Here is a 20,366-nt window from a genome sequence, read left to right on the forward strand (position 1 = left end):
GAGGCGCGCAGTATGCGCCGGTTTGCTGCAGCGGCAAAGCAGGTTGCTTAAATGCTGGTAGTCATGCAAGGCACTGCTTTCTAAGATGACCTCCTCATTTGTTGTTTCACTCGTTGCTGAGGGCTTTGTATGCGTCTACTTTCCTGGGGCCGTGGTGTGTTGGGCCTGGCTGGCCTGCTGGTTTCTGTGACGGCTGTGCATGCACAAGCGGCCTGGCCCGACCGCCCCGTGCGCGTGATCGTGCCCTTCCCTGCCAGCGGCGCCACCGACCTGGTGGCCCGCGTGGTCACCCAGCGCGTGGCGGCCGACCTGGGCCAGCAGATGGTGGTGGACAACAAGCCCGGCGCGGGCGGCACCATCGGCACGACCGAGGCCGCCAAGGCGCCGGCCGATGGCTACACCCTGCTGCTGACCACCAGCAGCACGCACGCCATCTCGCCCCACCTGATGTCCAAGCTGGCGTACGACCCCCGCAAGGACTTTGTACCCGTCGCCCATGTGGCCGACGCCCCCAGCGTGCTGCTGGTGACCAACTCGTTGCCCGTCAAGACGGTGGGCGAGCTGATTGCCTACGGCAAGGCCAACCCTGGCAAGCTCAACTACGCCACCAGCGGCAACGGCACCATCGTGCACCTGAACTCCGCTGCGTTCAGCGCCCAGGCGGGCCTGGAGATGACGCACATCCCCTACAAGGGCACTGCGCTGGCCATTCCGGACCTGATCGCCGGGCAGACGCAGGTGCTGTTCGACTCGCTGCCCACGGGCATGCCCCACGCCAAGGCAGGCCGCCTGCGCGCCCTGGCCGTGACCAGCGAAAAGCGCAGCAGTCTGGCGCCCGAGTTGCCCACCATGGCCGAGTCGGGCCTGCCCGGTTATTCGTCGGTGACCTGGTTTGGCGTGTACCTGCCCGCAGGCGCTCCGCCCGCGCTGGTCAAACGCATCCACGACGCCTTTGCCAAGGCCGTGCAGGCCCCCGATGTGGCCGCCAGCCTGGCCAAACTGGGCGTAGAGCCCGCAGCGCCCAGCACATCGGCGCAGTTTGATGCGATGGTGCAGGCCGACAGCAAACGCTGGGCGACGGTGATTCGCCAGCACAAGATAGTGCTGGAATAGTTGAGTTCCCCTGAGTCGCCTTCGATGCGGGGCGGCCCTTCCTGGGCGTTCCTCGCCCAGGCCGCGCAAGTTCGTGCCACGCGTGTATTGCGGGCCATGGAGTCAAAACATCATGAATACCCAATCTCTCGACTGGTCCCTTCCCTACAGCTCCCACCGCAGCGCGGTGATGGGGCGCAATGTGGTGTCCGCCTCGCAGCCGCTGGCCGCACAGGCAGGCCTGCGCATGCTGCTGGCGGGGGGCAATGCGGTGGACGCTGCCATTGCCGCCGCCATGGCGCTCACCGTGGTCGAGCCCACGGGCTGCGGCCTGGGCAGCGATGGTTTCGCCATCGTGTGGGATGGCAAGGAGCTGCACGGCCTCAATGCCTCGGGCCGCTCGCCTGCCGCGTGGACGCCGGAGTATTTCGCCAAGCTCGGTGGCATCCCTGAAACCGGCTGGAACGCCGTCACCGTGCCCGGTGCTGTGTCGGCCTGGGTGGCGCTGTCCAAGCGCCTGGGCAAGCTGCCGTTTGCGCAGTTGGCGCAGCCCGCCATTGACTACGCGCGCAACGGTTACCCCGTGTCGCCCACCATCGCCAAACTGTGGGCGCTGGGCGCCGCCAAGCTGGGTGCTCAGCCCGGTTTTGCCGAATGTTTCATGCCCGACTATCTGGGCAACCGCGTGCCCCAGGCCGGTGAAATGTTTCGCAGTGAAGCCCACGCCCGCACGTTGGAGCTGATTGCCGAGACCCAGGGCGAGGCTTTTTACCGGGGCGTGATTGCCGAGCGTATGGTGGCCCATTCGCAGGCCCATGGCGGCGCGATGACGCTGGATGATCTGGCCTCACACCAGGCCGACTGGGTGGGCACCGTCAGCCAGCGGTTTGGTGATTCGGTCGTCCACGAGATCCCGCCCAACGGGCAGGGCATTGCCGCGCTGATGGCCCTGGGCATGCTGGACGCTGTGGGCGTGGGGGAGCAACCGCTCGATGGCGTCGACAGCGTGCACCTGCAGATCGAGGCCATGAAGCTGGCCTTTGCCGACCTGTACCAGTACAACGCCGACATCGACGCCATGCAGGTCACTCCGAGCGCCCTGCTGGACGCCGACTACCTGAAGAGCCGCGCCGCCCTCATCGACGGCGGTGTGGCGGGCGACCCCACCTATGGCGCCCCGCGCCCGGGGGGCACGGTGTATCTAGCGGCGGCAGATAGCCAGGGCATGATGGTGTCGTTCATCCAGTCCAACTACATGGGCTTTGGTTCCGGCGTGGTCGTGCCGGGCACGGGCATCAGCCTGCAAAACCGGGGGCACGGCTTCAACCTGATCCCGGGCCACGCCAACGAGGTGGCCCCGCGCAAGCGCCCCTCGCACACCATCATTCCGGCGTTTGCCATGCATGCCGACGGCAGACCGCAGATGGCGTTTGGCGTGATGGGCGGCCCCATGCAAAGCCAGGGCCATCTGCAGATGGCCCTGCGTGTGTTGCGCTACGGCCAGAACCCGCAGGCCGCTGCCGATGCGCCGCGCTGGCGCGTGACGGGGGGCAAGGGCGTGGCGGTGGAGCCGGGGTTCGACCCCGCCGTGATCGCCGCTCTGCGCGCGCGCGGCCACGAGGTGACGGTGGAAGAGGGCAATGGCGTATTCGCCTTTGGTGGTGCCCAGCTGGTGCTCAAAAATGGCAACACCTACGTCGCAGGCTCCGACCCGCGCAAAGACGGCCACGCCGTGGCGTACTGAATCTGCTCAATACGTCACTACTAAATAGATAGCTGCTAGCGCTTGATGGATAAGCGCTAGAGCCCTATTTGGCTTAAATTTTTGCCTTAACGTGTCTCGCGCACGGTCAGCCATGCGCTGGCCGCGCCGCTGAGCACGATGGCCGCAATGCCCGCCAGCGACCACGCATCTGGCACGTGGCGGTACACCACCCAGCCCGCCAGCATGGCAAACCCGATCTGCGAATACAGAAACGGCGCAATCGTCACCGGCGTGGTGCGCGCGTAGGCGTTGAGCAGCATCATGTGGCCCACCGCGCTCGACAGGCCCATGGTGAACATCCCCGCCCACATCCACGGGTCGCTGATCGGTTGCCATACAAAGGGCACGGCCAGCGACACAAGCGCCGTGGCGATCCAGCCGGTGTACAGCTGCGTGGTGGCGGGGCTTTCGTGCCCAGCCATCTTGCTGCTGAGCACCTGGTAGCCCGTGCCCGACACCAGCAGGCACAGGGGCCACAGCATGGCCCAGGTGAAAGCGTCACTGCCCGGGCGGATGATGGCCAGCGTGCCGGTCAGGCCCATGGCCACCAGCAGCCAGCGCCCTGCGCTCACGCGCTGGTGCAGCCACAGCGCGGCCACCACCGTCACGCACAGCGGCGTGGTGGCCACCACGGCGGTGAACTCGGCCAGTGGCATGTGCATGATGCTGATGAAGCCAAACAGGCTGGTCGCCGCAAACAGCGCGCCGCGCAGGGCCTGAAAACGCGGCTGGGTCGTGCGCAGTGCGCGCAGCCCCTCGCGTTGCAATACGAAAGCGGTGGTCAGCAGCGACTGGAACAGGTAGCGCATCCACAGCGCCATCAGCATCGGTACGCCCACGCTCACCAGCTTGCTGGCGGTGTCCAGCAGTGCAAAACACGCGCAGGCCAGCACTGTCAGCGCAATGCCCACCAATGCCGCCCGCTGACGTGCGCGGCGGGCTCGGTCGTCGTCGCCGGGGACCGTGGCGGGGCTGGCTGCTGTCACGGTGTGGCGCGCGCGCGCTCCAGCAGCATGGCATCGCCGTAGCTGAAGAACCGGTACTGCTGAGCTATCGCGTGCCGGTACAGGCCCATGATGTGGGCGTAGCCCGCAAACGCGCTCACCAGCATCATCAGCGTGCTTTTGGGCAGGTGGAAGTTGGTGATCAGCACATCCACCACCTGGAACGCAAAGCCCGGGGTGATGAAGATGTTGGTGTCGCCGGTGGCCAGACCGGTTTTTGCCCACGATTCCAGCGTGCGTACCGTCGTGGTACCTACAGCCACCACGCGCCCGCCGCGCTGGCGGCAGCGCTCTAGCGCGGCCAGCGTGGCCAGGGGCACCTCGTACCACTCGCTGTGCATCTGGTGTTCGGCCAGGTTTTCGGTCTTGCAGGGCTGGAAGGTGCCCGCGCCCACATGCAGCGTGACGCTGGCGCGCTCGATGCCGCGCGCTGCCAGGTCGGCCAGAACGCCTTCGTCAAAGTGCAGCGCGGCGGTGGGGGCGGCCACGGCGCCGGGGTTGCGCGCAAACACGGTCTGGTAGCGTTGGCTGTCTTCAGCCTCGTCTGGGTCGTGGTCGGTGTTCTGCTGGCGTTCGATGTAGGGCGGCAGCGGCAGGTGGCCGTGGCGGTCCATCAGTTCCCACGGGGACTCGCCTGTCGGGCCGTGCAGCGCAAAGCGGAACAGCGGGCCGTCCTCGGTGGGCCAGCGGCCCAGCAACTGCGCGTCAAAGCCGCCTGCCTTGCGGCCACCGGCCATGTGCACCACGCTGCCTGGCAGGGGTTTTTTGCTGACCTTCATGTGGGCCACGACTTCGTTGCCAGCACTGCCAGCTTCAGCGGGCAGCACGCGCTCGATCAGCAGCTCCAGCTTGCCGCCGCTGGCCTTCTCGCCAAAGATGCGCGCCTTGACCACGCGCGTGTCGTTGAAGATGAGCAGGTCGCCTTCGCGCAGCAATTGAGGTAGCTCGCGGAAGATGCGGTCCACCGGCTGCATGGCACGGCCGTCGAGCAGGCGCGATGCGCTGCGTTCTGCGGCGGGGTGCTGGGCAATGAGTTCGGGAGGCAGCGAAAAATCGAAGTCGCTGAGGGTGAAAACGCGCGGGGCATGGGGCGCGCCGGAGAGAAGATCAGTCATCGTGCTTGAGGGCCGAACGGGCCCGTGCCAAGGTAAAAATTGCGAAGGGCGCGATTGTCCCACGGGGCCGCATGCCCTGTCAGGGCTATAGAGGAGTAGCGAACGCCACGGGCGACGGCACGTCGCGCACCAGCCGCTGCACGTCGCCCGCCTGGGCCAGCGTGGTGCCCGGGTGTAGCAAGGCCGCAGCACCAGCCGCCACGCCCCAGCGCAGCGCTTCGGCGGGGGCATCGCCCCGGTCCAGCGCCCACACCAGCGCAGCCAGAAAACAGTCGCCCGCGCCGGTGGTGCCGGTGGTGGCGGGCACGTTGAGGGCGGGCGCCTGCCACACACCCAGCCGCGTGGCCAGCACGGCGCCGTGTTCGCCCACCGACAGGGCCACGATGTCAGCCGCGCCGCTCGTCACCAGCGCGTGGGCGGCGGTGCACCAATCGGCCGTGTGCTCCAGCGGCTGCTGCAGCACCTCACGCAGTTCGCGCAGGCTGGGCTTGACCAGCGCCACCCCCGCCTGCAGCGCGGCGGCCAGCGGTGGGCCCGAGGTGTCGATGGCTACGCGCACGCCCAGGGGCGACAACGCGCGTGCCAGCTGCGCATAAAAGTCGTCGGGCGTGCCGGGTGGCAGGCTGCCACTGGCAATGAGCCAGCGTGGCGGCGGTCGTTGGGCTGTGAGCGCATCCAGGCACGCCTGCCATTCGGCGGCGTGCAGCGTGGGGCCCGGCAATACAAACCGAAACTCCTGGCCCGTGGTGGTTTCGACCACCGAGAAGTTCTCGCGCGTGCTGCCCGCAATAGGCTGCAGCACCGTGGGCACAGCCTCATCGGCCAGCAACTGCTGCACCTGCGCGCCCGTTGCGCCACCGGTCAGTGCCCAGGCCGCCACGTCGGCACCCAGCCGGTGCAGCACGCGCGCCACGTTGATGCCGCCACCGCCCGCAAACCGTTGCACAGGGCCGCAGCGCAGCTTGTGGGTGGGCGCAATGTGGTCGGTGGTGGTCGCCAGGTCCAGTGCCGGGTTGAGCGTGAGGGTGATCAGTGCGGACATGGCTGACAGCCGTTTCGACCGTGAGGGCCGGGTAGGGCTGGTAGGGCGGGTTGGCGTGTTACCAGGCTTTCTCGGCAAACCCCGACCACAGCTCGTTCAGGTCCGGGAAGCGCCATTTGTCCGGGTCTTCGCGCGCCACGATCTTCTCGGTGCAGCCTGGCGCGGCCAGGTCCACCACTTCAGGCGGAATGCGAAGGTCGGATTTGGTGGAGAAAAACACCTTGACCACCGGCATGGTGAGCGCCGTGGGGACTTGTTCCATCACCACGCCAATGCGCCCCGAAGTCAGCCGCACCAGCGAACCCACGGGGTAGATGCCGATGCTCTTGACGAACGCCTGGAACATGCGCGCATCAAAGTGGTCGTTGGTCCACTCGGCCATGCGGCGCAGGGATTCGGACGGGTCCCAGCCGCGCTTGTAGGGGCGGTCGGAGGTGACGGCGTCGTACACGTCGCAGATGGCGGTCATGCGCGCGATCACGCTGATGTTCTCGCCCTTGAGCTTGTCGGGGTAGCCGGAGCCATCCACTTTTTCGTGGTGGTGCAGGCAGGCGTCCAGCACCGCGTCGGGCACGTTGCCGCCCTCCTTGAGCATGTGGTAGCCCTCTACCGGGTGGCTGCGCACCACATCAAACTCCTTGTCAGTCAGCTTGCCGGGTTTATTGAGCACCGACAGCGGGATGGCCGCTTTGCCCAAATCATGCAGCAGGCCGGCCATGCCCGCCAGCCGCGCCTGCTCGTCGTTGAGCTTGAGCTGCTTGGCCAGCGCCACCATGAGGGCGCACACCGCCACCGAATGCATGTAGGTGTAGTCGTCCGCCGTCTTCAGCCGTGCCAGGCTGATGAGGGCGCCGGGGTTGCGGGTCACGGAGTCGGAGATTTCCTCCACCAGGTTCTGCGCGCTGGCGGAGTCCACAGCGCGGCCCATGCGGGCTTCACTGAACATCGACACCACGGCTTTCTTGGAGCGTACGCAGACGGCGGCTGCCATCTTGAGTTCGCTCTTCATATCGGTCGGTGAGCGGTCGCGTACCGGGGGGGGGGGCGGGGGCGGCAGGGTGACTTTGAGAGGCGGCAAGTCTTCCAGGCGGCTGAAATCCGTATCGATCTGCGCATCCACCTCTTCGCGCGACAGCGACGCAGTGCCCACTGCAACATCGAGCCCCTTGGATGTGTCGATCCAGCACTCGGTGATGGCCGTGGAGCGAATGCGCTCCAGATCCTTGGGGTCTTTGAGGACGAACTTGGCCCGCCAGAAGGGGTGGTCCATCCAGGATCCGCAGAATTCGTGCAGGTACATGCCCAAGGTGAGATGCTGGATGTGAATGCGCTTGAGCATGGTGAAAAGCCTTGGACTCGAAAAAACGCCTTCAGCAGGGGGCCATCGGCCCCTCGCACCCGACGACTTCAGGTCGAGGGAGTTGAGGCGTGAGCAATGGTAACCATGGTAGCCTTTTTGGTCCGCGATAACCTCGCGTTTTCCCCTCCTTTGCGCTCCTCATGCCCCCCGCCGCCGCCAAGTCTGCCTCCACCTCGTCTGCCAAGGCGGCATCTCCCGCGGGCGCCAAAGGCGGAGCGTCGGTGGCGCAGAAAGCGCTGCAAAAACTCGGGCTTCGGCGCGACATTGACCTGGCGCTGCACCTGCCCCTGCGCTACGAGGACGAAACTCGCATCACCCCGCTGGCCAATGCGCGCGACGGGCAAATGGTGCAGATCGAAGCCACGGTGACCGCCAGCGAGATCCAGCTGCGCCCGCGCCGCCAGCTGTTGGTGCAGGTCGAAGACGACAGCGGGTCGTGTGAACTGCGGTTTTTCAGCTTCTACCCCTCGCACCAGAAGACCCTGGCCGTGGGTGCGCGCCTGCGCATCCGGGGTGAGATCAAGGGCGGCTTCTGGGGGCGGCAGATGATGCACCCGGCGTTTCGCGTGGCGGGTGGCGAGCTGCCTGCGGCGTTGACGCCCGTCTACCCCACCACTGCCGGTTTGCCCCAGCCCTACTTGCGCCGTGCCGTGGTCGGCGCGCTGACGAGGGTGGACTTGTCAGACACCTTGCCGCCTGGTGCTGAGCCGCCGGTGACCCGGGTTTATAGCAAAAATGGCCGCCAGCGCTTATTCAGCCTGCGCGAGGCGCTCACTTTTTTGCACCACCCCACACCGGATGTGGCGTTGTCCACGCTGGAAGACCACAGCCACCCCGCCTGGCAGCGCCTCAAGGCCGAGGAGCTGCTGGCCCAGCAACTGTCGCAGCAGCAATCGCGCCGCGCCCGCGACATGCTGCGTGCGCCGGTGTTGCGCGCACAAAAAGCCGCCGACGGTGCCTTGCCGCTGCACGAGCAGTTGCTGGGCGTGCTGCCGTTTGACCTGACTGCCGCGCAGCGCCGCGTGGGCGAAGAGATTGCGGCGGACCTCGCCCGTAAGGTACCCATGCACCGCCTGCTGCAGGGGGATGTCGGATCGGGCAAAACTGTGGTGTCGGCCCTGGCCGCCTGTCTGGCCATGGACGCGGGCTGGCAGTGCGCGCTGATGGCCCCCACCGAAATCCTGGCAGAGCAGCACTTTGCTAAGATGATCGGCTGGCTCGAACCCCTGCTGGCCGAGCGCGGTCGCAAAGTGGCCTGGCTGGTGGGCGGGCAGAAAAAGAAGGACCGCACCACCGCGCTGGCGCTGGTCGCCAGCGGCGAGGCCGCGCTGGTGGTGGGCACCCACGCCGTCATTCAGGAACAGGTGCAGTTCAAGAACCTGGCGCTGGCCATCATCGACGAGCAGCACCGCTTTGGCGTGGCACAGCGGTTGGCCTTGCGGCAGAAACTCGCAGCCCATGGCATGGAGCCCCACATGCTCATGATGAGTGCCACCCCTATCCCGCGCACGCTGGCCATGAGCTACTACGCCGACCTCGATGTCTCGGTGATCGACGAGCTTCCCCCGGGCCGCACGCCCATCGTCACCAAGCTGATTGCCGACAGCCGCAAGGACGAAGTCATTGCGCGCATCGGCGCGCAGGTAGAGGCCGGGCGGCAGGTGTACTGGGTGTGCCCGCTGATCGAAGAAAGCGAGGCGCTCGACCTCTCCAACGCCACCGCCACCCACGCCGATCTGAGCGAAGCCTTGCCGGGCTGCATGGTCGGTCTGCTGCACTCGCGCATGCCCACCGCCGAGAAGAAGGCTGTGATGGCACTCTTCACCAGCGGCCAGATGGGCGTGCTGGTCAGCACCACGGTGATTGAAGTCGGGGTGGACGTGCCCAACGCCTCGCTCATGGTCATCGAGCATGCCGAGCGTTTTGGCCTCTCCCAACTGCACCAGCTGCGCGGCCGGGTGGGGCGGGGCGCTGCGGCCTCGGCCTGCGTGCTGCTGTACGCCACCAACGACAGCGGTCGCGTGGGCGAAACCGCCAAGGAGCGCCTGCGCGCCATGGCCGAGACCAACGACGGCTTTGAGATCGCCCGCCGTGACCTGGAAATACGTGGCCCAGGCGAGTTTCTGGGCGCGCGCCAGTCGGGCGACGCGCTGCTGCGTTTTGCCGATCTGGCCACCGACACGCACCTGCTGGAATGGGCGCGTGAGATGGCGCCGGTGATGCTGGATCGCCACCCGGATTTGGCCGCAAAGCACATTGCCCGCTGGTTGGGTGGAAAATCGGATTACCTCAAAGCATGAGACGCTGCCATCAACATTGACGCGGCCCGCTGGAAAACACCATGACCCTCACCGAACTCAAGTACATCGTTGCCGTGGCAAGGGAGAAGCACTTCGGTCATGCCGCAGATGCCTGCTACGTCTCGCAGCCCACGCTCTCGGTGGCCATCAAGAAGCTGGAAGAAGAGCTGGACGTGAAGCTCTTTGAGCGCAGCGCGGGCGAGGTCACGGTGACCCCGCTGGGCGAAGACATCGTGCGCCAGGCGCAGAGCGTGCTGGAACAGGCGGCGGCCATCAAGGAGATCGCCAAGCGCGGCAAAGACCCGCTGGCCGGGCCGCTCACGCTGGGGGTCATCTACACCATTGGGCCCTATCTGCTGCCCGAGCTGGTGCGCCAGGCCATCGGCCGCACGCCGCAAATGCCGCTCATGCTGCAGGAGAACTTCACCGTCAAGCTGCTGGAGATGCTGCGCACCGGCGAAATCGACTGCGCCATCCTGGCCGAGCCTTTTCCGGACACGGGCCTGGCGATGGCGCCGCTGTATGACGAGCCTTTCATGGCGGCGGTGCCCAGCACCCATCTGCTGGCGAGTCACAAGTCGGTGACGGCGGCGGAACTCAAAAGCGAAACCATGTTACTGCTGGGCGCGGGCCACTGCTTTCGCGACCATGTGCTGGAGGTTTGCCCGGAGTTTGCGCGTTTTGCCAGCAATGCCGAGGGCATTCGCAAGTCGTTTGAAGGCTCATCGCTAGAGACCATCAAACACATGGTCGCCGCAGGCATGGGCGTCACGCTGGTGCCGCGCCTGTCGGTGCCGCGCGAGGCGCTGCTGACTGTGTCGCGCCGCCGCAAGAGCGACGAAACCTACATCCGCTACCTGCCCATCCGCGAGGAAGACGGAGGGCCACCGCCCACGCGCCGTGTGGTGCTGGCCTGGCGCCGCAGCTTTACCCGCTACGAAGCCATTGCCGCGCTGCGCAATGCGGTGTATGCGTGCGAGTTGCCGGGCGTTACCCGGCTGTCATAGGGCCGGTCTCGCGCACCAACTACCAAAGACCAAAGACCAACGCGTCATGCCATGCCCTGTCGTGTGGGTGCGGAACTGACAAGACACAAGGCTGTCGACACGACCTTGCGCTAAAGTGGTTCGGTGCACTGCCGTCCGGCTCTGGAGCCGGGGCGGCGGGTGTTTGAACCCCTCTTTCCCCATTCACTTCAGGAGCAATGACATGGCCAAGGCCTCCAAGACCAACGCACCCACGATCAACATCGGCATCAGCGAAAAAGACCGCGCTGCCATTGCCCAGGGCCTGTCGCGCCTGCTGGCCGACACCTACACGCTGTACCTCACCACGCACAACTTCCACTGGAACGTGACGGGCCCCATGTTCAACACGCTGCACGCCATGTTCATGGTGCAGTACACCGAGCTGTGGAATGCGGTGGACCCGATTGCCGAGCGCATCCGCTCGCTGGGCCATGTGGCCCCCGGTTCGTACGCCGAGTTTGGCAAGCTGGCCACCGTGCCAGACGCGCCAAGCAAGCCGCCCAAGGCGCTGGACATGGTGCGTGTGCTGGTTGAAGGCCATGAGGCCGTGGCCCGCACCGCACGCAGCCTGTACCCTCTGGCAGACAAGGCCAGTGACGAGCCCACGGCCGACCTGCTGACCCAGCGCCTGACGGTGCATGAACAAACGGCGTGGATGCTGCGCTCGCTGCTGGAAGAGTGATTCACACCGGGCAATGGCGCACAAAAGCGCGTTGTCCTACAAGGGGCGGCAGCGCTTGTCAGGATGATCCGGGCTTGGGCGTGCTGCCCGCTGCCGGCCAGGCAGCCCCCGGGGAGCTTGCAGGGTGAGACGGCGTTGGCATCGACGACCCGCCTGCCGACGGTAGTTCTCACTCTCGCAAGGCTCCATCACAGCACGCAGGGCAAGACCAAATCCGTGATGTATGCGAATCCTGTACGTTGAAGACAACCCCGAACTGCGCGAGACCATTGGCATGCTCATGGAGGGCGATGGCCAGACGGTGACCTCGTGCGCGACGGCCGAAGAAGCCCTGGCGCTCGACGCTCAGGAGACTTTTGATCTGTTGGTGTCCGATGTCAGCCTGCCTGGCATTTCGGGCACCGACCTGGCTCGCCAACTGCTGGCCGAGGACCCTGAGCGATGGGTGGTTCTGTGCTCGGGCTATGAGCTGGGCAGCTACCCCAGCTCCTGGGGCCCCAATGTGCGCACTTTGCTCAAACCTTTCGAACTGGATGAGCTGGAAGACTTGCTCGGCTCCATTCGCAAAGCGGTTGCCAAGCCCACGGCTTGAGACTGCCTCACGCCTCACGCCTCACGCCTCGACCAAACTCAAACGCAGTCTCCGCCTGGGTAGGCACTGATCAGGCACGGTCTTGATCAAACTGTTGCCCACTTATCCTTTGAGGTTGACACACGCGGCAGCTCCACACTGAATCGAGTCGTTCCCTCCTGAGATTGCACGTGGATACGCCCGCTGTGAGCGCGCACGATCTGGTGCGCAATGAAAAGCCCCAGCCCCAGGCCCTGGTGGCGCCCAGGGTTCCGTTCACGCCCATGAAACGGGTCGAACAGATGCGGAATCAACTCCGGCGCTATCGTGCCGCCATTGGACACCGCCACGGTGACCGTATCCGCCTGGGTACCATCCACGCCAATACACACCGGTTGGTCAGGGGTGCCGTGGTGGACAGCGTTGCCCACCAGATTGCTCACCACCTGGGACAGGCGCTCGCCGTCCCATACACCCGACAGATTGCCTTGCAATGACGATTCGATGGCGCGGTCAGGAAAGCTGGTCTGCACTTCGTCCAGGGTGCGCTGCACAAGGGCCTGCATGTCGGCGGGTGCCAGCTGCAGCGCCAAGCCGCCTGCGTGACGGATGCGGGTGACGTCCAGCAGGTCTTCGATCATGCGTCCCATGCGCTGGCTGCTTCTCAGCATGCGCTCTGCCATGGTGGCTACCTTGTCGTCGACAGGCTGGCGTTTGAGCACTGTGGCTGCAGCGGTGATCGACATAAGAGGGGTGCGCAGATCGTGGCTGAGCACCGCCATGAACATCTCGTTGACGCGCAGGGCGGCGGTGCGCTCCTGCAGTTCGTGGGCCAGGGCCTGTTTGCGGCGCTGCAGCTCGAAGAACACGTTGGCCTTGTTGGTCAGCATGTGCGGGTCGATGGGCTTGTACAGAAAGTCCACCGCACCACTTTCGTAGCCCCGAAACTGCCAATTCTGCTCGCGTGACCCGGCCGTGATGAAGATCAGCGGGATATGGCGCGTGCGCTCGCTGCCCCGTATCAGCTCGGCCAGTTCGAACCCGTTCATCTCCGGCATCTGCACATCCAGCAAGGCCAGTGCCACATCGGTGTGGGTCAGCAGCAGCTCCAGGGCCTCGGGCCCCGACTGTGCCTTGAGGATGTCGATGCCATCGCGTTGCAGCAGCGCCTCCAGCGCGATCAGGTTTTCCGGAACGTCATCGACAAGCAGGCATTTGACGCGGTCGGTGTGTGGCATAGGTGTCGGTGGCAAGAGGTGTTGTGTATTTTTATGGGTGTTCACGGGCATCACAGCAGGCCTTGATGGTGCCAGTCGGCCAGCAGGTCGGCAATGTCAGGGGGCGCTAGAACATGGGGGGTGGCAACACGTGCCAGGGCAGCGTGGGGCATGGCGGGCATGGGCGCGGTCGCCGGGTCTTGCACTACCACCTGGCCACCCGCGGCGGCAATGGCCTCGATGCCCCGCGCGCCGTCTTCGTTGGCACCCGACAGCAGGACGCCCACCAGGCGCTCCCCATACTGGTCCGCCGCAGACTCGAACAGTACGTCGATGGACGGGCGTGAGTAATGCACAGGCGCATCCACCGACAGTGCGATGCGGGGCCCGCCATCCACCAGCAGGTGGTAGTCCGGTGGAGCAAAGTACACGGTGCCGGGCGCAATCGGGTCACCGTCCTGCGCCTCCTGCAGCGGGAGGGCGCAGCGCTGGCGAAAAATGTCTGCCAGCATGCTGCGCCGGTCGCGCGGCAGGTGCAGCACCACCAGCACGGCCGCGTGCAGCGTGGCGGGCAGCGCAGGCAGCATGCGCACCAGGGCGTCGATGGCGCCAGACGAGCCTCCCACCACGATGGCGTCGTAGGCGGTTGCGCGCGCCTGCTGACGCTGTGAGTGCGAGTGCGAGTGCGACTGCGCTGGCGCGGGTGTGGCCAAGGGGCGGGCGATGTTCACAGGCCCGCCTTCTTGCGGTAGATGCGGTCTTGCAGCACAAAGTCGTCAAACGCGTCCGCCTGTGCAGAAAACCGCAGCGACTCCTTGGAGCCCAGGCCCAGAAACCCCCGGTGGCACAGCGCCTCGCGGAACAAGCCCAGCGCGCGGTCCTGCAGATCGCGCTCAAAGTAGATCAGCACGTTGCGGCACGACACCAGGTGCATCTCGGCAAACACACTGTCGGTGGCCAGGCTGTGGTCCGAGAACACCATGTGCTCGCGCAGCGCCTTGTCAAACACCACCCGCCCGTAGCGAGCGGTGTAGTAGTTGGACAGCGAACTGCGCGCGCCCGAGCGGGCGTGGTTCTCGGTAAAGGCCGCGACGCGCGTCATGTCGAACACGCCGGACTCGGCAGCGCGCAATGCATGCGGGTTGATGTCGGTGGCGTAGATCAGCGTGCGGTCCAGCAGTCCTTCTTCCTGCAGCAAGATGGCCAGCGAATACACCTCTTCGCCCGCGCTGCAGCCTGCCACCCAGACCTTCAGCGATGGGTAGGTGCGCAGCAGCGGCACCACTTCGTTGCGCAGCGCCTGAAAGTAGCTGGGGTCGCGGAACATGTCGCTGACCTGCACCGTGAGGTATTCCAGCAGCGCCGGAAACACCGCCGGTTCGTGCAGCACGCGGTCCTGCAGTTGCGACAGCGTCTTGCAGCCAAAGTGCAGCAGCGCCGTGCCCAGCCGCCGCTTAAGCGAGGCCTGCGCGTATCCCCGAAAGTCATAGTGGTAACGGTGGAAGATCGCATCGATCAGCAGGCGCTGCTCGATGTCTGCCGTTCGTGCTTTCTTCTGGTGCGGCATGGGTGCGGGTGGAGGACTCAAGAGTTTGTCTGGGCCGGGTTATTTGGGCATCCACACCCGCACCAGCGACAGGAGCTTTTCCACGTCCAGCGGCTTGGCGATGTAGTCGTTGGCACCGGCGGCCAGGCACTTTTCCTGGTCGTCCTTCATGGCCTTGGCGGTCAGCGCGATGATGGGCAGGCGGCGCCATTCGGGGCGGCTGCGGATCTCGCGCATGGCGGTGTAGCCATCCATCTCCGGCATCATGATGTCCATCAGCACCAGGTCAATGCTCGGGCTGTCGGCATTGCCCATGCGTGCCAGCGTGTCCAGCGCCTCGCGGCCGTTGCGTGCAATCTCCACCCGGATGCCCGTGGGCTCCAGGATGCTGGAGAGCGCGAACACATTGCGCACGTCGTCTTCCACCACCAGCACCGTGCGGCCTTCCAGCGCGGATTCACGGTTGCGGGCCACCTGCAGCATCTGGCGGTGCTCGGCCGACAACTCGGACTCCACCTGGTGCAAGAACAGCGTGACCTCGTCCAGCAAGCGCTCGGGCGAGCGGGCGTCCTTGATGATGATGGACTTGGAAAACCGCCGCAGCTGCTGCTCTTCGTCGCGCGACAGGGCGCGGCCGGTGTAGACAATGACGGGCGGAAACGACACGCCGTCCTGCTCCGTCATCTGCTGCAGCAGCTCATAGCCGCTCAGGTCGGGCAGGTTCAGGTCCATCACCATGCAATCAAAGGTGGATCCACGCAAGTGCTTGAGCGCCTCTGCCGCGGTGCCTGCACCCACGATCTCCACATCTTCGCTGCTGAGCAGGTGGCGCACGCTTTCGCGCTGTCGCTCGTCGTCTTCCACCACCAGCACGCGGTGCAGGCTTTGGGTGAACTTGGCCTCCAGCAATTGCAGCGCATGCACCAGTTCGTCCCGCTTGACGGGTTTGAGGGCATAGCCGATGGCGCCCCGGCCCATGGCTTCTTTCGAGTAGTCGGCCACCGACACCACATGCACCGGGATGTGCCGCGTGGCGGGGTTGCGCTTGAGCTGGTCGAGCACGCCCAGGCCAGAGAAATCCGGCAGGTTCACGTCCAGCACGATGGCGCTTGGCAGGCTGTTCGCAGCAAACGCCAGCCCATCGGCGGCGTTGTGCGCCAGATGGCATTCAAAGTCCATCTCGCCGGCCAGATCGCACAGGATGTGGGCGAACCGCTCGTCATCCTCGATCACCAGAATGCTGCGGGCCCCGGCGCGGCGCGGCGCAGACTTTACCGCGACGGCGATGGCGGCCGATGCTGTGGCCGACCCGCCAAATGCAGGCTTCGGGTCGGCCTGCTGCATTGCACTGCGGGTGTGCGCGGTTTGCACAGACACGTTGGTTGCCGGGGTGTCCCATGGCTGCGGTGCCTCTGGCTGCGCGGGTTGTGGTGCGACAAGGCGCAGCGGCAGCACCAGCGTGAACACACTGCCTTCGCCCGGCGTGCTCTGCACAGAGATCGTTCCGCCCAGCAGTTTCGCCAGGTCGCGAGAGATCGACAGCCCCAGCCCCGTGCCGCCATATTTGCGGTGTGTGCTGCCATCGGCCTGGCGGAAGGCTTCAAAAATCAGCTCCTGCTGGTGTGCAGGGATTCCGATGCCCGTGTCCTTGACGGCGAACGACAGCGTGTCGTCGCCGTTGCGGGATACATGCAGGGACACGTCGCCCTTTTCGGTGAACTTGAGCGCGTTGGACACCAGGTTCTTGAGCACCTGGCCCAGGCGCAGCGGGTCGGTTTCCATGCCCGCAGGCACATCGGGCGCCACCGTGGCGGTCAGCGTGAGGCCCTTTTCCTGTGCCAGCGGGCGCAACGGGTCGATCAGCGCCTGCAGCGCGCGGCCGATGTTGACGGGCTCCACGTCTACCGTTGCCTGACCGGACTCGATCTTGGACAGGTCCAGGATGTCGTTGATCAGCGCCAGCAGGTCATTGCCCGCCGCGTAGATGGTCTGCGCGTATTTCACCTGGTCGGTGCTCAGGTTGCCGGGCTTGTTGTCGGCCAGCAGCTTGGCCAGGATGAGCGTGGAGTTCAGCGGGGTGCGCAGCTCGTGGCTCATGTTGGCCAGAAACTCGCTCTTGTACTGGCTGGCCAGTTCCAGCTCATGCGCCTTGTCGGTCATGGCGCTCTGGGCGCGCAGCAGTTGCTCGCGCTGGTGCTCCAGCTGCTGGGTCTGCTCCTCGAGGTGGGCGTTGGTCTGCTCCAGCTCGGTCTGCTGCACCTCCATTTGCGCCTGCGACTCCTGCAGGATGCGGCTTTGCTGCTCCAGCTCTTCGTTGTTGACGCGCAGTTCTTCCTGCTGGGTCTGCAGTTCTTCGGACTGGCGCTGGGTTTCTTCCAGCAGGTCCTGCATGCGGTTGCGGTCTATGCCTGAACGGATGGCCACCGCCAGCATCTCCGAGGCCCGCTCCAGCAGGCTACGCTCCGCGTCGCTCACCGGGCGGTAAAAGCCCAGCTCGATGACAGCAAACACCTCGCCGTTTTCCACCGCAGGCGCCACCAGCAGTTCAGCCGGCTTGGCCTGTCCCGTGCTGGACGACACGGTCAAATAGTCCGCTGGCACGTCGCGCACGTGAAGCAGCTTGCGCGAGCGCGCAGCCTGCCCCACCAACCCTTCGTCGCGCAACAGCTTTTCTGCCAGGCGTTCGCGCGGCAGCGCATAGCCGCCAAACAGCGTGAAGCCTCCGTTGCAGTCCGCCACGTACCCTGCACCCACGTGGGCCTTGAGGTAGGTGGCCAGGTATTCCAGCGCCAGCTGGCCGATATTCTCCAGCCGGTGGTCACCCTGTATGCGCTGGCCCAGGCCGCTGATCCCCGCCGACACCCACGACTGGCTGGCCTTGATCCGGTACTCGCGCGCGGTCATGGCGGCCGACAGAAAGATCAGCGCCAGCAAGACGGCCGAGCCGCCCCACGAGTAATAGGTAGACATGATGGCCGCATCCACCCAATCCTGGCGGCGGGTTTCCAATTGCTGGTTTTGCAGTGTGAACAGATCGCTGACGACGTCACGGATCCGGTCCATGATGTTCTTGCCGGCGTCAGTGCGCATCAGCGCCATCGCTTCCACTCCATCACCCGTCTTGCGCAGCTCGATGGTCTCGTTCAGCTCGCGCAGTTTTTGTCGCGACAGCTCGTCAAGCTGCACCACCAGCCGGCGCTGAATGGGGTCGTCGGCTGTGCTGGCCTTGAGCCCCGTCATCTGGCGCTCCATGGCCGATATCGCCAGTTGATACGGCTGCAGGTAGGTGGTGTCGCCCATCAGCAGGTAGCCGCGCTGACCGGTTTCTGCGTCCTTGACCGCCGAGTGAAACAGGTTGAGCTGGCGCATGGCCACCGTGGTGCGGTCCATGGCCTTCACCGCGTCAGCGCGGGTCTCGGCCGAGCGGAAGTTGACGATGGCGATGATCAGGGTGGCAAGTGCCGCCACCACAAAGCCCGCCAGCAGCGAGCGTGGAATGGCAAAGCGCGTGGCAACCTGGGTGCTGCTCGAAGATGCAGTCATGCGGGGCAGATCCGTGGGGGTGGGGGAACGCGGACTGTACCGGTTTTGTTCCCGTCTTCACGTCAGCCAGCGCCGCGTCTTTGTGGGTGCGGACTGCTACATTCGGTGCGCTTGCGTCCTGGTGGATGCACACCGATTTGTATCTTTCGTGCTGGCCTCCGCCGCCTACCTTTCCTGTTCGCCTGTCATGCCCCCCGTTTCCCCGCCCAGCCGCTTCGCCCTGTACCTGGACCTCATCCGCTGGAACCGCCCCGCGGGCTGGCTGGTGTGCCTGTGGCCCACGCTCTCTGCGCTGTGGATAGCGTCCGACGGGTTTCCGGGCTGGCACTTGCTGGTGGTGTTTGTGCTGGGCACGTTTTTGATGCGCAGCGCAGGTTGCTGCGTGAACGACGTGGCCGACCGCGACTTTGACAAGCACGTCAAACGCACCGCGCAGCGCCCGGTCACGACCGGCGCCGTGTCCGTCAAGGAGGCCCTGGGGCTGGGCGCCGTGCTGGCGTTGCTGGCGTTTGGGTTGGTGCTCACTACCAATACAGCCGCCATCGCCTGGTCGGTGCCCGCTGTGCTGGTGGCTATTGCCTACCCGTTTTCCAAGCGGGTGATCTCCATGCCACAGGCAGTGCTGGGCATTGCGTTCAACTTTGGCATCGTCATCGCCTTTGCAGCCGTACAGGGCAGCGTGCCCGCCGTGGCGTGGTGGATGTGGCTCGGTAACCTGTTCTGGGTGTTGGCGTACGACACCGAATACGCCATGGTCGACCGCGACGACGATCTCAAGATCGGCATCAAGACCTCGGCCATCACGCTGGGCCGATTTGACGTGGCCGCCATCGTGGCGTTTTATCTGCTTTTCTTGTCTATTTGGGGTCTGGCGCTTGATGGGTATGCGCCGGGTGCTATTTTTTATATAGCGCTAGCCGCAGCCCTGGCCCAGGTGCTTTGGCACTTCACGCTCATCCGCACCCGCACGCGCGAGGGCTGTTTTGTGGCGTTCCGCGTCAACCACTGGCTGGGTGCCACGGTGTTTGCGGGCATTGCGGGCAGCTACCTGCTGCTTCAATTACTCACTAATTGATAGCTGCTAGCGCTTGATAGGCAAGCGCTAGAGGCCAAAAACACTTAAAAATATAGGCTCATGCGCCGAATTCATCGCCCAGTTCGTGGGCGCGGTGTTCGGCGGCGCGCATGGCGGCCTCAAAACTGGCGGCCACGCCTGCGGTCTCCATGGACTGCAGCGCTGCATACGTGGTGCCGCCCTTGGATGTGACGCGCTGGCGCAGCACGGCGGGCGTCTCGTCGGAGCGGCGCGCCAGCTCTGACGCGCCCACAAACGTGCCTATGGCCAGTTGGTGGGCCTGCTGCTCGGTCAGACCCATGGCGGTACCCGCACGCGTCATGGCTTCGAGGAAGTAAAAGACATAGGCCGGGCCCGAGCCCGACAGCGCGGTAACGGCGTCGAGCTGCTTTTCCGTATCGACCCACAGGAACTGGCCGGTGGACGCCATGATGGCTTCGACCTGTGCGCGTTCGGCTGCGCCCACGGCGGGGCGGGCGTACAGCGCGCTCATGCCTTTGCCCACCAGCGCGGGAGTGTTGGGCATGGTGCGCACGATGCGCTCGCTGCCCAGCCACTGGACGATGCTGTCCGACCGGATGCCCGCGGCCACGCTCAGGTGCAGGGCCTCTGCCGTGTGTGACTTGGCCTGGACGGCAGCGTCCTTGAAGGTCTGGGGCTTGACGGCCCACACCACGATGCGTGCGCGCTGCAGGGCAAGGCCCGCTTCGGGCTGGGCGTCGATCCCATAGTTCTTGCGCAGCGCCGCGCGGGCCTCGGCCCAAGGCTCGACCACCTCGATCTGGCTGGCAGGGTGGCCCTGCTGGATCAGCCCTCCAATGATGGCGCTGGCCATGTTGCCGCCGCCGATGAAGGCGATGGTGGGGAGTTGGGAATTTGCTGCGGCGGAAGCGGAGGAGGTCATGCTACGGTCAGGCGAGAAAGGGAGGCGCCATGGTAGCGCCGGAGACCTGTGATTGTCCAAATGGCCTGCGCAACTGGCGCGGCCCATGCCAGTGCTCCCGCGCAAGGGCCGCCCCGCCGCGC

Annotated in this window: 16 protein-coding genes; 7 read left to right on the forward strand and 9 right to left on the reverse strand. The window is 65.5% G+C overall.

Features of this window, described 5'->3' with window-relative positions; genetic code table 11:
- Positions 1 to 129 precede the first annotated feature (129 nt).
- Positions 130 to 1,113 (forward strand): Bug family tripartite tricarboxylate transporter substrate binding protein, encoded by a 984-nt coding sequence (locus ACK4OE_RS06550; RefSeq protein WP_409883861.1) that lies wholly within the window; start codon positions 130 to 132, stop codon positions 1,111 to 1,113.
- A gap of 112 nt (positions 1,114 to 1,225) precedes the next feature.
- Positions 1,226 to 2,836 carry a gamma-glutamyltransferase family protein gene (locus ACK4OE_RS06555; RefSeq protein ID WP_409883862.1) on the forward strand — a complete coding sequence of 537 codons (1,611 nt, stop codon included), beginning with the start codon at positions 1,226 to 1,228 and terminating at the stop codon, positions 2,834 to 2,836.
- 86 nt (positions 2,837 to 2,922) lie between these two features.
- Here ACK4OE_RS06555 and ACK4OE_RS06560 read toward each other — a convergent pair whose 3' ends face one another.
- From ACK4OE_RS06560 to ACK4OE_RS06575, 4 genes are all read right to left on the reverse strand, one after another.
- Positions 2,923 to 3,771 (reverse strand): DMT family transporter, encoded by an 849-nt coding sequence (locus ACK4OE_RS06560; RefSeq protein ID WP_409883886.1) that lies wholly within the window; start codon positions 3,769 to 3,771, stop codon positions 2,923 to 2,925.
- 68 nt (positions 3,772 to 3,839) lie between these two features.
- Positions 3,840 to 4,976, reverse strand: coding sequence for a tRNA preQ1(34) S-adenosylmethionine ribosyltransferase-isomerase QueA (gene queA, locus ACK4OE_RS06565; protein WP_409883863.1), 1,137 nt, complete (start codon positions 4,974 to 4,976; stop codon positions 3,840 to 3,842).
- Positions 4,977 to 5,061: 85 nt separating this feature from the next.
- Positions 5,062 to 6,018: a 1-phosphofructokinase family hexose kinase gene (locus tag ACK4OE_RS06570; protein ID WP_409883864.1), complete on the reverse strand. Its 957-nt coding sequence runs from the start codon at positions 6,016 to 6,018 to the stop codon at positions 5,062 to 5,064.
- A gap of 58 nt (positions 6,019 to 6,076) precedes the next feature.
- Entirely contained in the window at positions 6,077 to 7,357 is a 1,281-nt protein-coding gene (locus ACK4OE_RS06575; protein ID WP_409883865.1) for an HD-GYP domain-containing protein, read from the reverse strand.
- A gap of 161 nt (positions 7,358 to 7,518) precedes the next feature.
- On the opposite strand from ACK4OE_RS06575, the gene recG reads away from it, so the two are divergent.
- The 4 genes from recG to ACK4OE_RS06595 all read left to right on the forward strand — a co-directional run bounded on the left by recG (position 7,519) and on the right by ACK4OE_RS06595 (position 11,980).
- Positions 7,519 to 9,678 (forward strand): ATP-dependent DNA helicase RecG, encoded by a 2,160-nt coding sequence (recG, locus tag ACK4OE_RS06580; RefSeq protein ID WP_409883866.1) that lies wholly within the window; start codon positions 7,519 to 7,521, stop codon positions 9,676 to 9,678.
- 41 nt (positions 9,679 to 9,719) lie between these two features.
- A complete protein-coding gene (locus tag ACK4OE_RS06585; protein ID WP_409883867.1) occupies positions 9,720 to 10,685 on the forward strand; it encodes a LysR substrate-binding domain-containing protein in 966 nt (321 codons plus the stop codon).
- Positions 10,686 to 10,887: 202 nt separating this feature from the next.
- Positions 10,888 to 11,388 (forward strand): Dps family protein, encoded by a 501-nt coding sequence (locus ACK4OE_RS06590; RefSeq protein WP_409883868.1) that lies wholly within the window; start codon positions 10,888 to 10,890, stop codon positions 11,386 to 11,388.
- A 223-nt stretch (positions 11,389 to 11,611) separates the two neighbouring features.
- A complete protein-coding gene (locus ACK4OE_RS06595; protein WP_409883869.1) occupies positions 11,612 to 11,980 on the forward strand; it encodes a response regulator in 369 nt (122 codons plus the stop codon).
- Between the two features lie 86 nt (positions 11,981 to 12,066).
- Here ACK4OE_RS06595 and ACK4OE_RS06600 read toward each other — a convergent pair whose 3' ends face one another.
- From ACK4OE_RS06600 to ACK4OE_RS06615, 4 genes are all read right to left on the reverse strand, one after another.
- Positions 12,067 to 13,197 (reverse strand): response regulator, encoded by a 1,131-nt coding sequence (locus ACK4OE_RS06600; protein WP_409883871.1) that lies wholly within the window; start codon positions 13,195 to 13,197, stop codon positions 12,067 to 12,069.
- 50 nt (positions 13,198 to 13,247) lie between these two features.
- Positions 13,248 to 13,808, reverse strand: coding sequence for a chemotaxis protein CheB (locus ACK4OE_RS06605; protein ID WP_409883887.1), 561 nt, complete (start codon positions 13,806 to 13,808; stop codon positions 13,248 to 13,250).
- A gap of 95 nt (positions 13,809 to 13,903) precedes the next feature.
- Entirely contained in the window at positions 13,904 to 14,743 is an 840-nt protein-coding gene (locus ACK4OE_RS06610) for a CheR family methyltransferase (protein ID WP_409883872.1), read from the reverse strand.
- Between the two features lie 39 nt (positions 14,744 to 14,782).
- Positions 14,783 to 18,265 (reverse strand): response regulator, encoded by a 3,483-nt coding sequence (locus tag ACK4OE_RS06615; protein ID WP_409883873.1) that lies wholly within the window; start codon positions 18,263 to 18,265, stop codon positions 14,783 to 14,785.
- A gap of 187 nt (positions 18,266 to 18,452) precedes the next feature.
- Here ACK4OE_RS06615 and ubiA point away from each other — a divergent pair, with 187 nt between their 5' ends.
- A complete protein-coding gene (gene ubiA, locus ACK4OE_RS06620; protein WP_409883874.1) occupies positions 18,453 to 19,340 on the forward strand; it encodes a 4-hydroxybenzoate octaprenyltransferase in 888 nt (295 codons plus the stop codon).
- A gap of 58 nt (positions 19,341 to 19,398) precedes the next feature.
- Here the strand turns inward: ubiA and proC are convergent, their stop codons facing one another.
- Positions 19,399 to 20,244: a pyrroline-5-carboxylate reductase gene (gene proC, locus ACK4OE_RS06625; RefSeq protein WP_409883875.1), complete on the reverse strand. Its 846-nt coding sequence runs from the start codon at positions 20,242 to 20,244 to the stop codon at positions 19,399 to 19,401.
- Positions 20,245 to 20,366: the final 122 nt, after the last annotated feature.

Source organism: Acidovorax sp. (assembly GCF_046314175.1).
Classification (GTDB): Bacteria; Pseudomonadota; Gammaproteobacteria; order Burkholderiales; family Burkholderiaceae_C; genus Acidovorax.

Coding starts and splice junctions, on each gene's coding strand:
- ACK4OE_RS06595 (WP_409883869.1), top strand. CDS start 11,612: ATGCGAATCCTGTACGTTGAAGACAACCCCGAACTGCGCGAGACCATT.
- recG (WP_409883866.1), top strand. CDS start 7,519: ATGCCCCCCGCCGCCGCCAAGTCTGCCTCCACCTCGTCTGCCAAGGCG.
- ACK4OE_RS06610 (WP_409883872.1), bottom strand. CDS start 14,743: ATGCCGCACCAGAAGAAAGCACGAACGGCAGACATCGAGCAGCGCCTG.
- ACK4OE_RS06615 (WP_409883873.1), bottom strand. CDS start 18,265: ATGACTGCATCTTCGAGCAGCACCCAGGTTGCCACGCGCTTTGCCATT.
- ACK4OE_RS06570 (WP_409883864.1), bottom strand. CDS start 6,018: ATGTCCGCACTGATCACCCTCACGCTCAACCCGGCACTGGACCTGGCG.
- ACK4OE_RS06600 (WP_409883871.1), bottom strand. CDS start 13,197: ATGCCACACACCGACCGCGTCAAATGCCTGCTTGTCGATGACGTTCCG.
- proC (WP_409883875.1), bottom strand. CDS start 20,244: ATGACCTCCTCCGCTTCCGCCGCAGCAAATTCCCAACTCCCCACCATC.
- queA (WP_409883863.1), bottom strand. CDS start 4,976: ATGACTGATCTTCTCTCCGGCGCGCCCCATGCCCCGCGCGTTTTCACC.
- ACK4OE_RS06555 (WP_409883862.1), top strand. CDS start 1,226: ATGAATACCCAATCTCTCGACTGGTCCCTTCCCTACAGCTCCCACCGC.
- ACK4OE_RS06550 (WP_409883861.1), top strand. CDS start 130: ATGCGTCTACTTTCCTGGGGCCGTGGTGTGTTGGGCCTGGCTGGCCTG.
- ACK4OE_RS06585 (WP_409883867.1), top strand. CDS start 9,720: ATGACCCTCACCGAACTCAAGTACATCGTTGCCGTGGCAAGGGAGAAG.
- ACK4OE_RS06590 (WP_409883868.1), top strand. CDS start 10,888: ATGGCCAAGGCCTCCAAGACCAACGCACCCACGATCAACATCGGCATC.
- ubiA (WP_409883874.1), top strand. CDS start 18,453: ATGCCCCCCGTTTCCCCGCCCAGCCGCTTCGCCCTGTACCTGGACCTC.
- ACK4OE_RS06575 (WP_409883865.1), bottom strand. CDS start 7,357: ATGCTCAAGCGCATTCACATCCAGCATCTCACCTTGGGCATGTACCTG.